Consider the following 18,019-nt stretch of genomic DNA (forward strand, 5'->3'; position numbering starts at 1 on the left):
TGGCATGGTGGCGCGGTCTGACAGGCCTTCGGGAGTTCATCGATGAGTACCGCGTCGCCGTCCGGGACCACGTCGCGCTGGCGCCGCCTGCAGGCAGCGACCGACGCGGTGCACCGCGCCCTCGACGCCCGCATCATGATGGGCGACCCGTTCCGCGACCGCGACCGCTACGGCCGCTTCCTCGCCATGCAGCTCGCCATCTTCCGCGACATCGACGTCCTCTACGCGGACCCGGCGCTGCGCGCGGTGTTTCCTGATCTCGCCGAGCGCCGCCGCCTGCCGCTCGCCGAGCAGGACGCCCAAGATCTCGGCCTCAACCTCGGCCTCGATGCGGCCCCGATCGTGCCGCCGGCCCTCGCGGGTCCGGTCGATCCGCCGACCGGCATGGGCTGGCTCTATGTGATCGAGGGCGCCGATCTCGGCTCGCCCTTCCTGCTGCAGGAAACCGTCAAGATCGGCATCGACGAGGATTTCGGCGCCCGCCACATGCGCGGCCACGCGCAAGGCCGCGGCCTGCACTGGCGGCATTTCACCGAGGCGCTGGACGCCGCCGTGCTGACCGAGGCCGAGGAGGCGCGGGTCGTCGCCGGCGCCGAGGCGGCCTTCGCCCGGGTGAACCGCCTGTTCGAGGCGGCCGGACTGGCGACACCCTCGCCCCAGGACGCGCCGGCGCGCTGACGCGCGCTCGGCATCACGCCGCCGGCAGGCCGCGCGCAACCAGGCGGTTGAGCCGCTGCGCGAAGGCGGCCGGATCGTCGGGCAATTCGCCGTCGAGGATCTGCGCCTGCTCGAACAGCAGGAAGGCGAGGTCGCTCGCCTCGTCGGCGTCGCCCGCCGTGCTGGTGCGCGCCACCGCCTCGACCAGCGCGTGGCGCATGTTGAGCTCGAGGATCGGCTTCGCCCCGGAGCCGCGGTTCTGCCTGGACAGCAGCCGCTCCAGCTCGCGGTCCGGCCCGAACCCGCCGGCGACCAGGCAGGCGGCGCTGTCGGTGAGTCTTTGGGACGCCTTGACGTCCGACACGCGCTCACCGAGCGCCAGCTTGACGGCGGCGATCACGGCCGCCTCGTCGACGGGCTTGTGGTCCGTCTTCTCCGCCTCGGCCTTGGCCTCCTCGGCGAGCGGCACCAGGCTGAAATCGACATCGCCCTGGCTCAGCGACTTGAAGCCCTTGCCCTCGAAATCGAGCCGCAGCGAGGTCCACAGCGCATCGACCGGATCGGTGAGCAGCAGCACCTCGATGCCGCGGGCGCGGGCCGCCTCCAGCTTGGGATTGGCCTTGAGGCGATCGAGATCCTCGCCGGCCAGATAGTAGATCTCGGTCTGGTTCTCCTTGATGTCGGCGACGTACTGGGCGAGCGAGCGGCCGCTGCCGGTCGTCGAGGTGAAGCGCGCGAGACCGAGAATCTGCGGGCGCCGCTCGGGCTCCTCGTAGAGGCCTTCTTTCACCACGGCGCCGAACGTGTCCCACACCTTGGCGAAGGTGTCCGGCTCCTTGGTCGCGACGCTCTCCAGCTCGGACAGCACCCGGCCCGTGATCGCCTTGCGCATCGCCGCGACCTGCGGGTTGTTCTGCAGCATCTCGCGCGACAGGTTGAGCGGCAGATCCTCGCTGTCCACCACGCCGCGGACGAAGCGCAACCAGCTCGGCAGCAGCGTCGCGTCGTCGGTGATGTAGACGCGGCGCACATAGAGCTTGAGGTGGCTCTTGCGGGCCGGATCGACCATGTCGAACAGCGTGCCGGACGGCACGAACAGCAGCACCGCATAGGACTGCCGGCCCTCGACCCGGTAGTGCAGCGTCACGGCCGGATCGTCGAAGGCGCCGCAGATCGACTGGTAGGCCTGCTTGTAGTCCTCCGGCTTCAGCTCGGACTTCGAGCGCTGCCAGACGGCGCTCGCCGTGTTGATCTGGCGGGGCGCCTCGTCGGCCTTCTGGTCGCCTGCGGGCTTGTCGCTTGCGACCAGCATGATCGGGAACTGGATGTGGTCCGAATAGGCGTGGACGACGCGCTCGATCTCGTGCGGGGCGAGGTATTTTTTGGCGTCCTCCTTGAGATGGAGAACGATCTCGGTTCCGCGGAGGACGCGGGCGGCGCGGGCCTCGTCGGCCGGCTCGATCTCGAAGCCGCTGGTGCCAGTCGAGCGCCACACGAACACGTCGGCGCTGCCGGCGCGGCGGCTGGTCACCTCGATGCGGTCCGCCACCATGAAGGCGGCGTAGAAGCCGACGCCGAACTGGCCGATCAGTCCGCCGCCGTCCTTGGCCTCGGCGAGCCGGTTGATGAAGGCGCGGGTGCCGGACCGCGCGATGGTGCCGAGATTGTCGATCAGCTCCTGGTGGTCCATGCCGACGCCGTTGTCGCTGACCGTCAGGGTGCCGGCCTCGGTATCGGGCCGGATGCGGATCGCGAGGTCGGGGTCCTCGGCCAAAAGCTCGGGCCGCGCGATGGCTTCATAGCGCAGCCGGTCGCAGGCGTCCGAGGCGTTGGAGATCAGCTCGCGCAGGAAGACGTCGGTTTCCGAATAGACCGAATGCACCATCAGGCGCAGCAACTCGGCCACCTCGGCCTGGAACGGATGGGTCTCGGGGCGGGGCTCGGCAGGTGCGTCGGGATGCGTGTCGGTGCTCATACGGACCACTCGGCAAGGTGATGAAACGAACGGGATATAGCGGGGAATTTCGCCCTCGCAAGAGGGACGTGGGCGGCAGACCCAAAAGGCAAAACACCTGCACCCGAAAAAATCCGCCCCCCATGTCACAGTCTGTACGGCCGCCTCGTCTTGCTCCCGAACCCACCGCTCGCAAGGGAGATCCGACATGACAGAGCGACTGAACAACTGGCTGGGCCGCAAGAACGACGGCGTGACCGCCATGATGGGCGTCGAGGCCTGGGTGGCCAAGGCGCTCGACAAGCGGCTGCTGTCGCTGGTGAAGACGCGCGTCTCGCAGATCAACGGCTGCGCCTTCTGTCTGCACATGCATTCGGCCGAGGCGCGCAAGGCCGGCGAGACCGACGCCAGGCTGCTGCTGCTCGACGCCTGGCACGAGTCGGCGCTCTACAGCGACCGCGAGCGGGCAGCGCTCGCCTGGGCCGAGGCGCTGACCCGGATTGCCGACACCCATGCGCCCGATGCAACCTGGGAGGAGGCGCGGCGGTTCTTCTCTGAGGACGAGCTGATCGCCCTGTCGATCGCCATCGGCATGATCAATGCCTGGAACCGGCTGGCGATCGGTTTTCGCGCCCAGCACCCGGCCGACCGCCCGGCGGCGGTCGTCGCCTGAACGCAGGAGCCGCACATGGGCACGGTGCCGCACGAGGCAGCCGACACGTTCGAGGCGCATCGGCGGCACCTGCTCGGCCTCGCCTATCGCATGCTCGGCTCGGTCGCCGAGGCCGAGGACGCCGTCCAGGACGCCTATCTGCGCTGGCACCGCACCGACCGCGCCGCCGTCGAGAACGCCAAGGCGTTCCTGTCCCGGACGGTGGCGCGGCTGTGCCTCGACCGGCTGCGCTCGGCCCAGGCGCGCCGCGAGATCTATGTCGGACCCTGGCTGCCCGAGCCGGTGCTGGACGCCGATGCGCTCGCCGCCGACACGGCGAGCGAGTACGCTTCCGACCTCTCGGTCGGATTGATGCTGGCGCTCGAGCGGCTGTCGCCGCTGGAACGCGCCGCATTCCTGCTGCACGACGTCTTCGACGTGGATTTTGCCGAGGTCGCCGGCCTGCTCGACCGCAGCGAGGCCGCCTGCCGGCAGCTCGCCGCGCGGGCCCGCAGCCATGTGCGGGACGCGCGGCCGCGCTTTTCTGTCTCGCCCGAGCTCGGGTCGAGCATCGTGTCGGCCTTCGCCGAGGCGGTGCGGAACGCCGATGCGGGCGCATTGGCAAAGCTGCTCGCCGCCGACGCCGTGCTGCACAGCGACGGTGGCGGCAGGAAGGCCGCGGCGCTCAACCCGATTTTCGGCCGCGACCGGATCGCGCGATTCTTCGCCGGCATCGCCACCAAGTTCCCAGACGTGGTGGCGGCGCAGCGCAGCGCCATCATCAACGGCCTGCCGGGCCTGATCGTCACCGAGGCCGACGGCAGCCTGCAGACCATGGCGTTCGAGATCGCCGACGGAGAGATCACCGCCATCTATTTCGTCCGCAACCCCGACAAGCTGGCGCATCTCGCGCCAGCGCGGCTGCAGTCCTAGGACCGCATCCCGGCGACGGCGGCGCGCGCCGGCCCGCGGATGCGGGTTCCGACCAGCAGGACCGCGACGACGGAGAGGCCGAGGCATCCGGTGATCACGGCGAACCCGGCGTGAAAACTGTGGGTCAGCTCCAGCGTCCAGCCGACGATCGACGGACCGAGAAAGCCGCCCAGATTGCCGACCGCGTTGATCAGCGCGATGCCGCCGGCCGCCGCCGTGCGGGTGAGGAAGATCGGCGGCAGGCCCCAGAACGGCCCCAGTGTCATATAAATTCCCACCGTAGCTATGCCGAGCGCAAAAAGCTCAGGCAGGCCGGACGGCACGGCGATGGCGGCCAAAAGGCCGGCGGCGCTGAGCAGCACCGGCAGCGCGACGTGCCAGACCCGTTCGCCCTTGGCGTCGCTGTGCCGCCCCCACACCAGCATCGCGCCGGCGCTGACCAGATAGGGCACCGCGGTCAGCAGCCCGACCTGGGTGATGGAGAAGCCGAGCCCGCGGGTGATCTGCGGCAGCCACAGGCCGACCCCGTAGAGGCCGACCACGATGCCGAAATACGCGGCGCCCAAGAGCCACACGCGGCCGTCGAGCAGGGCCGGGCCGAGCGCCGCCTGGAGCCGGTGCGTTGGGTGGGCGCGATCCTCGGCGAGGCGCGCCGTCACGATGGCGCGCTCCTGCTCGGTGAGCCATGCGGCGGTCTCGGGCCGGTCGGGCAGAAAGAACAGCACCGCGATGCCGAGCGCGCAGGCCGGCAGGCCCTCGATGACGAACAGCCACTGCCAGCCGGACAGCCCCAGAAATCCGTGCGCGGCGAGCAAAAAGCTCGACAGCGGCGCGCCGACGGCGCTGGCCAGCGGCACCGCCATCATGAACAGGCCGACGAAGCGGGCCAGCCGTTCCTGCGGAAACCAGTAGGTCAAGTAGAGGATCATGCCGGGCAGGAAGCCGGCCTCGGCGACGCCGAGCAGGAAGCGCAGCACGTAAAAGCTGGTCGGTCCCTGGACGAAGGCCATGGCGGCCGAGACGAGGCCCCACGTCACCATGATGCGAGCGATCCACAGCCGCGCGCCGACCCGCTCCAGGATCAGGTTGCTGGGCACCTCGAAGAGAAAGTAGCCGAGAAAGAAGATGCCGGCGCCCCAGCCGTAGACGGACGGCGACAGCGCGAGCTCGGCGTTCATGGTCAGCGCCGCGAAGCTGATGTTCACCCGGTCCAGAAACGCGACCAGGTAGAGGAGCATCATGAACGGGATCAGCCGGAGCGCGATTTTTTTATAGAGGGCTGCGTCGGGCGGCATGTGAGGATCCTCGTCCACTGTTCGCGCAACAAGCCCTCTCCGGCCGGGCCGCGACGACGATGCGCGATAGCGATGGCTCAGCCCGCGAGGCCGAGAACGACCATCAGGGCCGCGTTCAAGGCCCGAACGCTTGCGCTGTCGATCCGGCCCACCTGTCGTCGAATTCGGTCGCGACGGGCCGCGACGATCTTGTCGGTCATGATCTGCGAACGGACCACCAAACCCGCCTCGGGTGTCGGAAGGATGATCGGTCGAAGCGGCAAATCTTCGGTGATGTCGGACGTCAGTGGACAGACCAGGACCGTATTGGTGTTCGGGCCCAGCTCGTCCGCCTGAACCACTACGGCCGGACGAGGTTTTCCGAGGTCCCCCGACAGCACCACCAGCACGAGGTCGCCCCGTTTCACCGATCGTCCGGCTCGTAGACAGCGTCGATCCAGGCGTCGATCGCGTCGTTCTCGGGATGCTGGGCGAGCAGCCGGGCTTGGCGCCTGATATCGGCGAGAACCTTGGGATCACGAAGATCCGGGACCCAGTGCTGGACCGGACGCAAGCCTTGGGCGCGCATGGCCTCTCGTCGCGTCTGCATGCGCTGGCGCGGCGTCTTGGCAGGCGGCTTCTTCGGATGGACGGGCATGTTTTGCTCCGGACGATCGCGTAACATGTTACGCGATATGGCGGCCCGGAGCAACGAGTCCCGATATCCGTTCCGATGGCCGAGCTCGACGGCCGGCCCGGGTGAAAACCGGATCCGCTACGCGTCCGCGGCCGAAAAGTCAGGCCTGCGGGCTCGGCGTCGTCGGAGAACTCGGGATTTCGGCCGGCCCGGACGGCGGCACGCCGAGCGGCTCTCCCGCCGGCGGGGCTTCGGCCGGACCCGCGGGCGGAATGCCGATCGGCTCCATGGGCGTGCCCTCGCCCGGCTGCGCGGGTCGCGCCGGCGCCGGGTTCGGATCGGCCGGCGTCGGGTAAGGCTGGTTCGGAAGCGGAATGGCCATCGGTGCGGATCCTCTGTCGAGGGACAAGCCGCGAGGCGGCACCGCGTTCCGGGGAGCGCTGTGGGGTGGGTTAGATTAGCGCGCCAGCGCGTAACCCACCTCCCGCTCGTGATTGGTGGGTCACGGCGCGTTCGGGCCTAATTTACCCACCCTACGCGCTACAAAGTCCGCAGCGGATTCCGTGCCGCGGTGCCTGCGTGGTAGACTAACCGGAGCATCACGAGTCCGGATCGCCCCGTCGTCCCCAAAGATCAGCGGTTTGCGGCCACAGAGTACGACTTTGGGTTCCAAACGAGACGATTATCGAGGAGCTGCATTCATGAATGAGCGCAGTATCTTTGTCAGTGTCGGTAGCACGGCGACCGACCAACAGGAAATCTTCGTCAGGGCTGTCGAGGAAAGACTTCGATCCGAGGGATTGATTCCCTGCACCGTTGGTAGAAACACTTTTAGCGCGGACGCGCCGCTCAAGGCAATCGTAGACCTGATGGACAAATGTGCGGGCGCGGTCGTAATCGCCTTCGAGCGGATGTACTTCCCGAATGGTATAGAAAAGCGTGGAGGACCAAACCAGCTATCAGTGACCGATTTCAAGATTCCGACGCCCTGGAATCAGATCGAGGCTGCGATGGCGCAAAGTCGAGGACTCCCATTATTAGTGATCGTCGAAAAAGGCATTCAGTGTGGCGGGCTTCTTGAACCAGGCTACAATTGGTACGTTCAGAAGGTTAAGCTCGAAGCAACAGAACTTAACTCCAACCAGTTCAACGGAATTCTCGCCGATTGGAAGCACAGAGTTCTCGATGCCGCAGGCAAATTGAAGCAACCGAAATCCGCATCGGAATTAACGATTGCCGAGCTGGTTGGCACCATGAAGCCAAGTCAGCTCTGGAGCCTTCTCGGCGCCCTAGCTGTGCTTATTGCAGGAGCATTCGCATTGGGGAGCAAACTTTTCGGCGCCTGAGCCCTGTCTGGTCGACGGTGGCATATCGTTGCCCTTGCCTCACACATCCACCTTCAGCGCTGCAATGAACGCCTCCTGCGGTGTCCACCTTGCCGAACTGGCGCATGCGTTTCTTGGCTTCTTTCCGCTTGTCGAGGAGCTTGCGCTTGCGCGTGATGTCGCCGCCGTAGCACTTGGCGGTCACGTCCTTGCGGAAGGCCCGTACCATCCAATGGCGCCGCGTTTAGGCCGCCTCGCCGAGCAGTTCCGGTGAAAGTTGGGCACGCGCATCGAGGAGCTCGATGCCGACGATGCGGCCGTCCGCGTCGTAGTCGAAGACGACGTCGGGAGCGACTTCGGCGCTGTCGAGGACTTTCTGCTGCGACAGACGAATGTAGGCCGCATTGTCGTCGGGCCGATATTTGATCGTCGGGGTCATGACGGCCTCCGCGCATCTCTGTCGAAAAACACGGTCAGAACGCGAATGTCTTGCTCGGCTTCGACGCAGGCGACACGGAGCACGCGATTCCCGTATTCAGGAATCTCTCGAAATCTCCGCTCCACACCAACCCGCTTCGGATCAGGCTGAGTCCACTCGGGATCCCTAGCCGTTCTTTCGATCCAGCTTCGATCCAACTCACGTTCGAGGATAGCGTCCTCGGCGTGTTTTGTGAACCGGAGCGGCTTCGGAGCGGACATGGGACGTCACCGCGCCCGGTTCCTCACACATCCACCTTCAGCGCGGCGATGAACGCCTCCTGCGGGATGTCCACCTTGCCGAACTGGCGCATGCGCTTCTTGCCCTCTTTCTGCTTGTCGAGGAGTTTTCGCTTGCGGGTGATGTCGCCGCCGTAGCACTTGGCCGTCACGTCCTTGCGGAAGGCGCGGACGGTTTCGCGGGCGATGATCTTGCCGCCGATCGCGGCCTGGATCGGCACCACGAACATGTGGGGCGGGATCAGCTCCTTCAGCTTCTCGCACATGGCGCGGCCGCGGGCCTCGGCGCGGGTGCGGTGGACCAGCATGGAGAGCGCGTCGACCGGGTCGCTGTTGACCAGGATCTGCATTTTGACGAGGTCGCCCGGCTTGTAGTCGGTGAGGTGATAGTCGAACGAGGCGTAGCCCTTCGACACCGACTTGAGGCGATCGTAGAAATCGAACACCACCTCGTTGAGCGGCAGCTCGTATTTCACCATGGCACGATTGCCGATATAGGTGAGCTCGCGCTGGTTGCCGCGGCGGTCCTGGCACAGCTTCAGCACGCTGCCCAGATAGTCGTCGGGCGTCAGGATGGTGGCCTCGATCCAGGGCTCGTTGATCTCCTTGACCTTCACCGGGTCCGGCATGTCGACCGGATTGTGGATCTCGATCTCGCGGCCGTCGGTCAGCGTGATCTTGTAGATCACGCTCGGCGCGGTGGCGATCAGATCCAGATTGAACTCGCGCTCCAGCCGCTCCTGGATGATCTCGAGGTGCAGCAGCCCCAAAAAGCCGCAGCGGAAGCCGAAGCCCAGCGCCGCCGACGTCTCCATCTCGAACGTGAAGCTCGCGTCGTTGAGGCGCAGCTTGCCCATCGCCGCCCGCAGGTCTTCGAACTGCGCGGCATCGACCGGAAACAGCCCGCAGAACACCACCGGGATGGCGGGGCGAAAACCGGGCAGCGCGTGCGCGGTCGGCTTGCGGTAGTCCGTGATGGTGTCGCCGACCCTGGTGTCGGCCACGTCCTTGATCGAGGCGGTGATGAAGCCGATCTCGCCGGGGCCGAGCGTGTCCTTTTCCACCATCTTGGGCGTGAACACGCCGACCCGGTCGACCTCGTAGTCGGCATCGGTGCGCATCATGCGGATGCGCTGGCTCTTCTTGATCGAGCCGTCGACGATGCGCAGCAGCACGACGACGCCCAGATAGGCGTCGTACCAGCTATCGACCAGCAGGGCTTTCAGAGGGGCGTCGGGGTCGCCCTTGGGCGGCGGCAGGCGGGTGACGATGGCCTCCAGCACGTCCGGGATGCCGATGCCGGTCTTGGCCGAGATCAGCAGGGCATCATGGGCGTCGAGCCCGATCACGTCCTCGATCTGCTGGCGCACCTTGTCGGGCTCGGCGGCCGGGAGGTCGACCTTGTTGAGGACCGGCACGACCTCGTGGTTGTTGTCGAGCGCCTGGTACACGTTCGCCAGCGTCTGCGCCTCGACCCCCTGGCTGGCGTCGACCACCAGCAGCGAGCCCTCGCAGGCGGCCAGCGACCGGTTGACCTCGTAGGCGAAGTCGACATGCCCGGGGGTATCGATCAGGTTGAGGACGTAGTCCTTCCCGTCCTTGGCCCGGTAGGCGAGCCGCACCGTCTGGGCTTTTATGGTGATGCCGCGCTCGCGCTCGATGTCCATCGAATCGAGCACCTGCTCGCGCCCCTGCATCTCGCGCTCGCTCATCGCCCCGGTGAGCTGGATCAGCCGGTCGGCGAGGGTCGATTTGCCGTGGTCGATATGCGCAACGATGGAGAAGTTGCGGATGCCGTCGATGTTCTGGGTGGTCATGGGCGCGAGATAACATCCGCACCCCGGGGCGGCAAGGAGAGCCGGGGCGATGGCCGTGTATGAGGGGGGCGGGCGGGGCCAGAGGGACGGCGGCTTCGACGCGCGGCGCCAGCTCACCCTCGCCCCGCAAGCGCTACGGCATGCACAGATCTCGAAAACGTCAATGTGTTCAATGAGAATCGAGGCGTCGCCGCGTTTCACCGTCGTCATCGCCGGGCTCGACCCGGCGATCCATCACGCTTCGAAAAGTAGGCCTTTTGCGAAGGGATGGATGCGCGGGTCGCGCCCGCGCATGACGCCTCATAGGTGCTCCATGCGATGTGTGCATGCCGTAGCCCGCGCGGGGCGACGTAAAGGCAGGCTGCGACCGTCTGCGTAGCCGCCTACTCGGCCGCCACCTGCTGGGCGACCCGGAAGGGCAGCACCTCGGGCGCATGATTGGCCCGCGCCACCACCACGTGGTCGGGCGCCACTGCGTGCCATTCGGAGCGGTCCTCGTCGAGCGGCTCGGAGACGATCACCACGTCCTTGCCGACCGCCCGGTAGTAGAGCGTGTTGGCCTTGTCGTTGACCGCATAGCGGAAGGCGTAGAGGTCGCGGCCGTTGGCGATCGCCGCCGTGAAGCGCAGCGGATCGGCGTGGCCGTCCTCGCAGCACATCGCGGTGACGGCGGCGAGCGTACGGGCGACGGCGCCGATCGGGTCACGGTCCAGCCCGGCGCCCAGAATGGCCAGGAACATCGCCTCCGAATCGGTCGTCCCGGTGCGCGAGCCGTAGAGCTCGTCCGGAATCAGCGCCTCGACCCGGCGGCGGATGCGGGTCCAGTCGCCGATGAAACCGTTGTGCATGAACAGCCAGCGCCCGCAGGCGAAGGGATGGCAGTTCGGCCTTGTGATCGGCGTGCCGGTCGCCGAGCGCACATGGGCGAAGAACATGTGCGATTGGATGTGGCGGCAGAGATAGCGCAGGTTCTCGTCCGACCAGGCCGGGCGCACCTCGCGGTAGAGGCCGGGCTCCGGGTGGTCGCCGTACCAGCCTAGCCCGAATCCGTCGCCATGGGTCGAGGCGGTCGATTCGAGGGCGTGGAGGCTCTGGGCGACCAGAGAGCGCGCGGGCGCCGTGACATAGTGTTCGAGCGCAATCGTCTCGCCCCGATAGGCGATCCAGCGGCACATGGCGACTTGGCTCCTTCCCGGCCGGGCGACTCTGCACCCGAACGGCCGATTCAGCCACTATAATCGCAATGCGGCAGGGGGAAGGTCAATTCGGATGGCGGGCCGGCATTCCTGGGTCTCGAGGCGAGACCTTCGCAAGATCGTCATTCCGGGGCGGCGCGCAGCGCCGAGCCCGGAACGACAGAAGCAATGCCGGCATGCCCGGCCTCGGACGCCCGGCGCGGCCCTCAGTAGCGGTACTGGTCGGCCTTGAACGGGCCGTCCATCGGCACGTTGATGTAGGTCGCCTGCTTGTCCGACAGCCGGGTCAGCTTGGCGCCGACCTTGGCGAGATGCAGCCGCGCGACCTTCTCGTCGAGGTGCTTGGGCAGCGTGTAGACCTTCCGCTCGTACTTGCCGGGGTTGGAGAAGATCTCGATCTGGGCCAGCGTCTGGTTGGTGAACGACGCCGACATCACGAAGCTCGGATGGCCGGTGGCGTTGCCGAGATTCACCAGGCGGCCTTCCGACAAGAGGATGATGCGGTGGCCATCGGCGAACTCGATCTCGTCGACCTGCGGCTTGACGTTGTGCCACTTCATGTTCCGCAGCCCGGCGACCTGGATCTCCGAGTCGAAGTGGCCGATGTTGCAGACGATGGCGCGGTCCTTCATCTTGCGCATGTGATCGACCGTGATCACGTCGAGATTGCCCGTGCAGGTGACGAAGATGTCCGCGCGTGGCGCCGCGTCCTCCATCGTGGTGACCTCGTAGCCCTCCATGGCGGCCTGCAGGGCGCAGATCGGGTCGATCTCGGAGACGATGACGCGGCAGCCGGCGTTGCGCAGCGAGGCCGCCGAGCCCTTGCCCACGTCGCCGAAGCCCGCCACCATGGCGACCTTGCCGGCCATCATCACGTCGGTGCCGCGGCGGATGCCGTCGACCAGGCTCTCACGGCAGCCATAGAGATTGTCGAACTTCGACTTGGTCACCGAGTCGTTGACGTTGATGGCGGGCCACAGGAGCTGGCCCTTCTTCTGCATCTCGTAGAGGCGATGCACGCCCGTCGTGGTCTCCTCGGTGACGCCGCGGATCGCCTCGGCGTTCTTCTTGTACCAGCCGGGCTGCTCCTTCACGCGCTTCTTGATCGCGGCGAACAGGACTTCCTCTTCCTCGTTGGTCGGCTTGGCGATCAGCGCCGTCTCGCCGGCCTCGACGCGGGCGCCGAGATGGATGAGCAGCGTGGCGTCGCCGCCGTCGTCGAGGATCATGTTGGGCGTGCCGCCGTCGGCCCATTCGAAGATGCGGTGGGTGTAGTCCCAGTACTCGACCAGGCTCTCGCCCTTGACGGCGAACACCGGCGTGCCGCCGGCCGCGATCGCCGCGGCGGCGTGGTCCTGGGTCGAGTAGATGTTGCACGAGGCCCAGCGCACGTCGGCACCGAGCGCCTTGAGGGTCTCGATCAGCACCGCGGTCTGGATGGTCATGTGCAGCGAGCCGGCGATGCGGGCGCCGCGCAGCGGCTGCTCGGGGCCGTACTCGTCGCGGGTCGCCATCAGGCCGGGCATCTCGGTCTCGGCGATGTCGAGCTCCTTGCGGCCCCAGTCGGCGAGGCCGATGTCCTTCACGGCGTAATCGGTGGCGGCTGCGGACGCGGCTTTCGGCGAAGCGGTCATGGAGATCCCTGAGCTCGTGCGTTGGATTGTCTCGCGCCCGGCGCAACCGCGGGCGGTGTGGCAGCCCTATAGCAGGACCGCACAGGCCGGGCAAGAAACATATAAAGACTTCTTTATGTCGTTAAGAGAGGGTTGGGCTGAAGCGCGACGCAACGCCTTTCACCTCCCCCTGGAGGGGGGAGGTCGGCGGGCGAAGCCCGCCGGGAGGGGGTGGTCGGCGAAGCCGGTGCTTGCGGCTTCACCCCACCCCGGACGCGTGCTGCGCACGCGCCCGACCCTCCCCCTCCAGGGGAGGGTGAGCACCGGCGTCCGCGAAAAGCTGCCTCAGTCGTCCTCGCCGAAGCGGCCGCCGATCAGCTCCTCGAGGGCGGCGATCACGGCGTCGGCGTCGGTGCCGAGCGCCTCGACCATGATGGTCGTGCCGGGCGCCGCCGCCAGCATCATCAGGCCCATGATGGAGTCGCCGCCGACCGTCTGGCCGCAGCGGGTGACGAACACGGCGGCGCGGAAGCGCTCGACCGTCTGCACGAACTTGGCGGAGGCGCGGGCGTGCAGGCCCTTCTGGTTGACGATCGGGATGTGGCGCACGACGGCACCCGGGCGCGGCTCCGGAAACTCCGCCCCGCATGCGTCGTCGGCGTCGGTCTCGTCGTTCATCGCCCGGTTCATTTCCCGGCCAGGACGCGACTGGCGATGGTGATGTATTTGCGGCCTGATTCTTGCGCCGCGGCGACTGATTCGGCCAGCGGGCACTCGGCCCGGATCTTGGCGAGCTTGACCAGCATGGGCAGGTTGATGCCGGCCAGCACCTCGACGTTCGGCAGGCTCATCACCGAGATGGCGAGGTTCGACGGCGTGCCGCCGAACATGTCGGTGAGGATCGCGACACCGTCGCCGGTGTCCACCCGGGAGACCGCCTCGATGATCTCCTTGCGGCGAAGCTCGACATTGTCGGTCGGATCGATCGTGACGGTCTCGATCTGGCTCTGCGGGCCTACGACATGTTCCAACGCGGCACGGAACTCGACGGCGAGCCGACCGTGGGTCACGAGTACGAGGCCGATCATCGGAACACCCCGCGGCGCGTGTGCTGCGCCGCACGAGAAAACGAAACGATCATGACATTCCCGAGCCCGAGCGCAAGACCCTCGTCCCCGGCCGGTAAGTCCGCCGCCGGACACACGGAACCGGGGCGCGGCGCGGCCCCTCCGCACCCCGGGCGTCGCGGATACCCCACCTCCCGGCGACCCGCAAGCCGGGTCCGGGCAGATCACGTCCGCGGGTCGGCAGTGACGCGGGCACGGTGGGGGACCGACACCGCGGATCCTCTCAGACCCGCAGCTAAATTCAAGTCGTCATTCGTTAATATGCAGCCGTGACGATTCCGTGAAGGGCATGCGACGCGCCGCCTCAGGGCGTCGGCTCGAGGACCCGGGCCGACGCCAGGCCCGAAACGCAATCCGCAGGCGGGACGGCCAGCGCCGCCGCAACCACCGGCAGCGGATCCGTCCCGGCGGCGAGACCGAGCCGCGGCAGCGTGATCCCGGCGATCACCGCCGCGGTGGCGCTGTCCTGAGGCATGCGCTCCGCCCACGGATCAGCGAGGTCGACGACCAAGCCGACCACGGCGGCCGGCTCGTAGGGCAGACGCCGCAACCCCAGTCCGCGCACCTCGATCAGCCCGGCGAGCGACGGGGCTGGCCGTGCCACCAGCCGGCCGCCCACCGCCTCGACGACGGTGCGGTCGTCGGACACCAGCCGGACGAAGCGGAGCGGCCCGTCCGCGGCGGCGATCAGGCGGAGCGCGAGATGCGACTTGCCGGCCCCCGACGGCCCGCGGATCAGCACGGCCCGGGCCCCGACCAGCACGGCGGATGCATGGATGGTGGGCGTCATGGCGCAGCCCGGCGCCTAATTGAACAAGTCCGATCGTCGGCCGTCTCATGCCGATGCGCAACCGCGAGCAACTGCCTGCTCTCTCCCCCCTTGTGGGGGAGGGGTGGAGAGGGGGGTGAGCCGCTGGCGAACGAGTTCGTGGCAACCCCTCTCCCTGTCCCTCCCCCACAAGGGGGGAGGGAACGCAAGAACCGCGAAACCGGGGAATCGAGGTCGGTCAGCGCGCGGTCGGCTCGTCGGATCCCTGCCATCCCGCTCACGTCGCCGGCAGGCGGACGACGAAGCGGGCGCCGAGCACGGTGGGGCCGTCCCCGTTGTCGGGGCCGAGCCGGTTCTCGCCCCAGATCCGGCCCGCATGGGCCTCGACGATCTGCTTGGAGATCGACAGGCCGAGGCCGGAGTTCTGGCCGAAGCTTTGGTCGGGCCGGTCGGTGTAGAAGCGGTTGAAAATCTTCTCGACGGCGTCGGGGCTGATGCCCGGCCCGTCGTCGTCGACCGCGATCTCCAGCTCCTTGTCGCGCCGCCGGCACGTCACCCGCACGACGCCGCCCTCCGGCGAAAAGGAGCGGGCATTGTCGATCAGATTGTGCACCACCTGGCCGAGCCGCGAGTCGTTTCCGGAGAGCTGGAAGCTGCGCGGGCCGCCACCCTCGAAAGCGAGCGCGACACGGACGCCGTTGACGCCCTTGCCGCGCTTCACCTCGTTGGCGACCGCCACCACGGTGGTGAGCAGCCGGCGCAGGTCGACGGTGCCGGAATCGTTGCGCTGCAGCTCGGCGTCGAGCCGGCTGGCGTCGGAGATGTCGGAGATCAGCCGGTCGAGGCGCTTGACGTCGTGCTCGATGACGGCGAGCAGGCGCGCCTGGCTCTCCGGCGTCTTGACGCGCGGCAAGGTCTCCACGGCGGAGCGCAGCGAGGTCAGCGGGTTCTTCAGCTCGTGGGCGACGTCGGCCGCGAAGCTCTCGATCGCCTCGATGCGGCTGTAGAGCGCGTTGGTCATGTCGCGCAGCGCGCCGGAGAGATGGCCGATCTCGTCCTTGCGGCCGGTGAAGTCGGGGATCTCGACACGCGACTTGATGCGTCGGCGCACCCGCTCGGCGCCGTCGGCGAGCCGCCGCACCGGGCCCGCGATGGTGCCGGCGAGCAGAAGCGACAGCACGAACATGATGCCGGCGGCGATCAGCGACACCTTCAGGATGGCCAGCCGCTCGGCCTCGACGATCTGGTCGATGTCGCCGCCCTGGGTGGAGAGCAGGAGCGCCCCGCGCACCACCCGCGATCGCTGCACCGGGATCGCCACCGAGACGATGACGTTGCCGCGGTCGTCGATGCGCACCACGCTGCCTTTCTGGCCGTTGAGCGCCTGGGCGATCTCCGGATAGGCCTTGCCGTTCTCCTCGGGACCGAGCTCGCGATAGCGCGGCAGGTCGCCGCGCCCGAGCCAGCGCCGGATCGCCCCGAAGGTGCGCTCGACGACGCCCGGCTTCTCGGCGGTCGGCGGCGGCAGATCGTAGCGCAAGACGTCGCCGCGGCCGAGGAAGTTGCGGCTGTCCATGAACAGCACGCCCTCGCGGTCGTAGATGCGGGCGCGCGTGTTGGTCGGGGTGACGAGCCGGCGCAGCAGCGGCGCCACCTGCTCGGGATTGAGCGGGAACTCGTAGCCGAACAGCACGTCGTCGGAGGGGCCGTAGCTCTCGCCGGCCTGCAGCTCGAGCAGGCGCTGCGGGTCGATCGTGATGGTGTCGGTGTCGACCGTCGCCGACGAGGCGATGGCGCCGGAGATGATCTCCCCCTGCACCAGCAGGCTGTGAACCCGCGCATCGATCAGGCCGGCGCGGAACTGGGTGAGATAGAGAATGCCGACCACGAGGGCCAAGAGGCCGGCGACATTGAGGAAGACGATGCGCCGGGTCAGGCTCGAGAAGGTCAGCGCCGTGAACAGCTTCCAGGCGGGCTGCAGGGCCCGGCCGACGCGGTCGAGACGGAGCACGCGGGCGGTCGGGACGCCGACGGCGGCGAGCGCCGCCATGTTGCGCCGGTGAACGGCGGCCAGCCCGTCGCCGACCGCACGGGTGCCGCGCACCAGCGGGCTCGCCAGCGCCTGCAGGCGGACGCGGTGGCGACGCGCCGCGCGGCGCAGCCGCGCCATCCGGCGCAGCGTGCCGATGCCGAACAGGCCGTGCAGGACCGGCTCGTCCTTGCGGGCCGGCGGGCGGCCCGGCGCGGCGCGCTCGGCGGAGCGGCGGATCTGCTCGGAGGCGGGCTGCAGCCAAGCGCGGACGGCGCGCCGCAGCGGCTGCATGAGGCGGCGCCAGGGGCGATGGCGGCGGACCTGGACGGGCGGCGACTCGTCGGGTGCGGTCGCGACCGCCGAGCGGGACTCGACGGTGTCTCGAGCGGCACTGTCGCGTTCGGCGGTTCGATCGAGCACGGGCCTTGCGCCTCGTCGTTCTGGCGTCTCAACGATCGGGCCGTCTCACCGGTCGAAGCAGCTCTCCGGTTGGCCCCCTGCGCCGCCGGCACCACCCTGAAAACCTTCAGCCGGCGCGGGCGGCGGGTCCGTGCGAGCCGGCCCGGCGAACCCTATTCCTTGAACCGATAGCCGACGCCGTACAGGGTTTCGATCATGTCGAAGTCGTCGTCGGTCTGCTTGAACTTCTTGCGCAGCCGCTTGATGTGGCTGTCGATGGTGCGGTCGTCGACATAAACTTGGTCGTCATAGGCCGCGTCCATCAGGGCGTTGCGGCTCTTCACCACGCCCGGGCGCTGCGCCAGCGCCTGCAGGATCAGAAACTCCGTCACGGTCAGGGTGACGGGCTCGGCCTTCCAGGTGCAGGTGTGGCGCTCCGGATCCATGCGCAGCAGCCCGCGTTCCAGCACCTTGGCGGAATCGGTCTCCTTCGGCGCGGTCCCGTCCTTGGGAGAGGCGCGCCGCAGCACCGCCTTGACCCGCTCGACCAGCAGCCGCTGCGAGAACGGCTTCCGGATGAAATCGTCGGCACCCATCTTCAGGCCGAACAGCTCGTCGATCTCCTCGTCCTTGGAGGTGAGGAAGATCACCGGCACGTCGGACTTCTGGCGCAGGCGCCGCAGCGTCTCCATGCCGTCCATGCGGGGCATCTTGATGTCCAGGATGGCGAGATCGGGCATGCTGGTCTTGAACCCGTCCAGCGCCGAGGCGCCGTCCGTGTAGGTCATGATCCGGTAGCCTTCGGCCTCGAGCGCGATCGAAATCGAGGTGAGAATGTTCCGGTCGTCGTCGACGAGCGCGATGGTCGGCATGAGCCTCTTTCCCGTGAACGGGCATACTCTTCGGGCCTTGAAGCC

20 protein-coding genes are annotated in these 18,019 nt (G+C 67.8%); 4 read left to right on the forward strand and 16 right to left on the reverse strand.

From position 1 onward, the window contains the following. Nucleotides 1-42 precede the first annotated feature (42 nt). The gene (locus HXX10_RS15500; RefSeq protein ID WP_296523603.1) at nt 43-678 is read left to right on the forward strand and encodes a biliverdin-producing heme oxygenase; all 636 of its coding nucleotides are present in this window, start codon (nt 43-45) and stop codon (nt 676-678) included. A gap of 13 nt (nt 679-691) precedes the next feature. Here the strand turns inward: HXX10_RS15500 and htpG are convergent, their stop codons facing one another. Further along, nucleotides 692-2,632 carry a molecular chaperone HtpG gene (htpG, locus tag HXX10_RS15505; protein ID WP_296523605.1) on the reverse strand — a complete coding sequence of 647 codons (1,941 nt, stop codon included), beginning with the start codon at nt 2,630-2,632 and terminating at the stop codon, nt 692-694. A 187-nt stretch (nt 2,633-2,819) separates the two neighbouring features. On the opposite strand from htpG, the gene HXX10_RS15510 reads away from it, so the two are divergent. Then, entirely contained in the window at nt 2,820-3,284 is a 465-nt protein-coding gene (locus HXX10_RS15510) for a carboxymuconolactone decarboxylase family protein (RefSeq protein WP_296523606.1), read from the forward strand. 15 nt (nt 3,285-3,299) lie between these two features. Then, complete coding sequence (locus tag HXX10_RS15515) at nt 3,300-4,196, forward strand: sigma-70 family RNA polymerase sigma factor (RefSeq protein ID WP_296523608.1); 897 nt, start codon at nt 3,300-3,302, stop codon at nt 4,194-4,196. Here the strand turns inward: HXX10_RS15515 and HXX10_RS15520 are convergent. The 4 genes from HXX10_RS15520 to HXX10_RS15535 form a co-directional block, all read right to left on the reverse strand. Next, nucleotides 4,193-5,491: an MFS transporter gene (locus HXX10_RS15520; protein ID WP_296523609.1), complete on the reverse strand. Its 1,299-nt coding sequence runs from the start codon at nt 5,489-5,491 to the stop codon at nt 4,193-4,195. The genes HXX10_RS15515 and HXX10_RS15520 overlap by 4 nt on opposite strands. Before the next feature lie 77 nt (nt 5,492-5,568). Beyond that, entirely contained in the window at nt 5,569-5,898 is a 330-nt protein-coding gene (locus HXX10_RS15525; RefSeq protein ID WP_296523611.1) for a type II toxin-antitoxin system PemK/MazF family toxin, read from the reverse strand. Further along, nucleotides 5,895-6,128 (reverse strand): antitoxin MazE family protein, encoded by a 234-nt coding sequence (locus tag HXX10_RS15530; RefSeq protein WP_296523613.1) that lies wholly within the window; start codon nt 6,126-6,128, stop codon nt 5,895-5,897. Before HXX10_RS15530 ends, HXX10_RS15525 begins: the two co-directional genes overlap by 4 nt. Before the next feature lie 139 nt (nt 6,129-6,267). Next, a complete protein-coding gene (locus HXX10_RS15535; protein WP_296523615.1) occupies nt 6,268-6,489 on the reverse strand; it encodes a hypothetical protein in 222 nt (73 codons plus the stop codon). A gap of 319 nt (nt 6,490-6,808) precedes the next feature. On the opposite strand from HXX10_RS15535, the gene HXX10_RS15540 reads away from it, so the two are divergent. Beyond that, a complete protein-coding gene (locus tag HXX10_RS15540) occupies nt 6,809-7,453 on the forward strand; it encodes a hypothetical protein (protein WP_296523616.1) in 645 nt (214 codons plus the stop codon). Here HXX10_RS15540 and HXX10_RS28990 read toward each other — a convergent pair. From HXX10_RS28990 to HXX10_RS15585, 11 genes are all read right to left on the reverse strand, one after another. Further along, entirely contained in the window at nt 7,407-7,661 is a 255-nt protein-coding gene (locus tag HXX10_RS28990) for a hypothetical protein (RefSeq protein WP_367141985.1), read from the reverse strand. The genes HXX10_RS15540 and HXX10_RS28990 overlap by 47 nt on opposite strands. 15 nt (nt 7,662-7,676) lie before the next feature. Further along, complete coding sequence (locus HXX10_RS15545) at nt 7,677-7,871, reverse strand: DUF2283 domain-containing protein (RefSeq protein ID WP_296523618.1); 195 nt, start codon at nt 7,869-7,871, stop codon at nt 7,677-7,679. Beyond that, a complete protein-coding gene (locus tag HXX10_RS28995) occupies nt 7,868-8,131 on the reverse strand; it encodes a DUF4258 domain-containing protein (protein ID WP_367141986.1) in 264 nt (87 codons plus the stop codon). The genes HXX10_RS15545 and HXX10_RS28995 overlap by 4 nt, the downstream gene beginning before the upstream one ends. Nucleotides 8,132-8,154: 23 nt before the next feature. Then, nucleotides 8,155-9,966: a translation elongation factor 4 gene (lepA, locus tag HXX10_RS15550; protein WP_296523620.1), complete on the reverse strand. Its 1,812-nt coding sequence runs from the start codon at nt 9,964-9,966 to the stop codon at nt 8,155-8,157. Nucleotides 9,967-10,349: 383 nt separating this feature from the next. Beyond that, complete coding sequence (locus HXX10_RS15555) at nt 10,350-11,141, reverse strand: class II glutamine amidotransferase (RefSeq protein ID WP_296523622.1); 792 nt, start codon at nt 11,139-11,141, stop codon at nt 10,350-10,352. A 227-nt stretch (nt 11,142-11,368) separates the two neighbouring features. Then, entirely contained in the window at nt 11,369-12,796 is a 1,428-nt protein-coding gene (gene ahcY / locus HXX10_RS15560; RefSeq protein WP_296523624.1) for an adenosylhomocysteinase, read from the reverse strand. A 324-nt stretch (nt 12,797-13,120) separates the two neighbouring features. After that, nucleotides 13,121-13,453, reverse strand: a complete 333-nt coding sequence (locus HXX10_RS15565; RefSeq protein WP_296523625.1) for an HPr family phosphocarrier protein — start codon at nt 13,451-13,453, stop codon at nt 13,121-13,123. Nucleotides 13,454-13,461: 8 nt separating this feature from the next. Further along, entirely contained in the window at nt 13,462-13,863 is a 402-nt protein-coding gene (locus tag HXX10_RS15570; RefSeq protein ID WP_296523627.1) for a PTS sugar transporter subunit IIA, read from the reverse strand. Nucleotides 13,864-14,206: 343 nt separating this feature from the next. Next, nucleotides 14,207-14,692, reverse strand: a complete 486-nt coding sequence (locus tag HXX10_RS15575; RefSeq protein ID WP_296523628.1) for an HPr kinase/phosphorylase — start codon at nt 14,690-14,692, stop codon at nt 14,207-14,209. A 256-nt stretch (nt 14,693-14,948) separates the two neighbouring features. Continuing rightward, nucleotides 14,949-17,123: a sensor histidine kinase gene (locus HXX10_RS15580; protein WP_296523630.1), complete on the reverse strand. Its 2,175-nt coding sequence runs from the start codon at nt 17,121-17,123 to the stop codon at nt 14,949-14,951. 152 nt (nt 17,124-17,275) lie between these two features. Next, on the reverse strand, nt 17,276-17,974 hold the full coding sequence (locus tag HXX10_RS15585; RefSeq protein WP_296523632.1) for a response regulator transcription factor: 699 nt from the start codon (nt 17,972-17,974) through the stop codon (nt 17,276-17,278). Nucleotides 17,975-18,019 lie beyond the last annotated feature (45 nt).

The organism is Rhodoplanes sp. (genome assembly GCF_013377085.1).
Taxonomy (GTDB): Bacteria; Pseudomonadota; Alphaproteobacteria; order Rhizobiales; family Xanthobacteraceae; genus Rhodoplanes.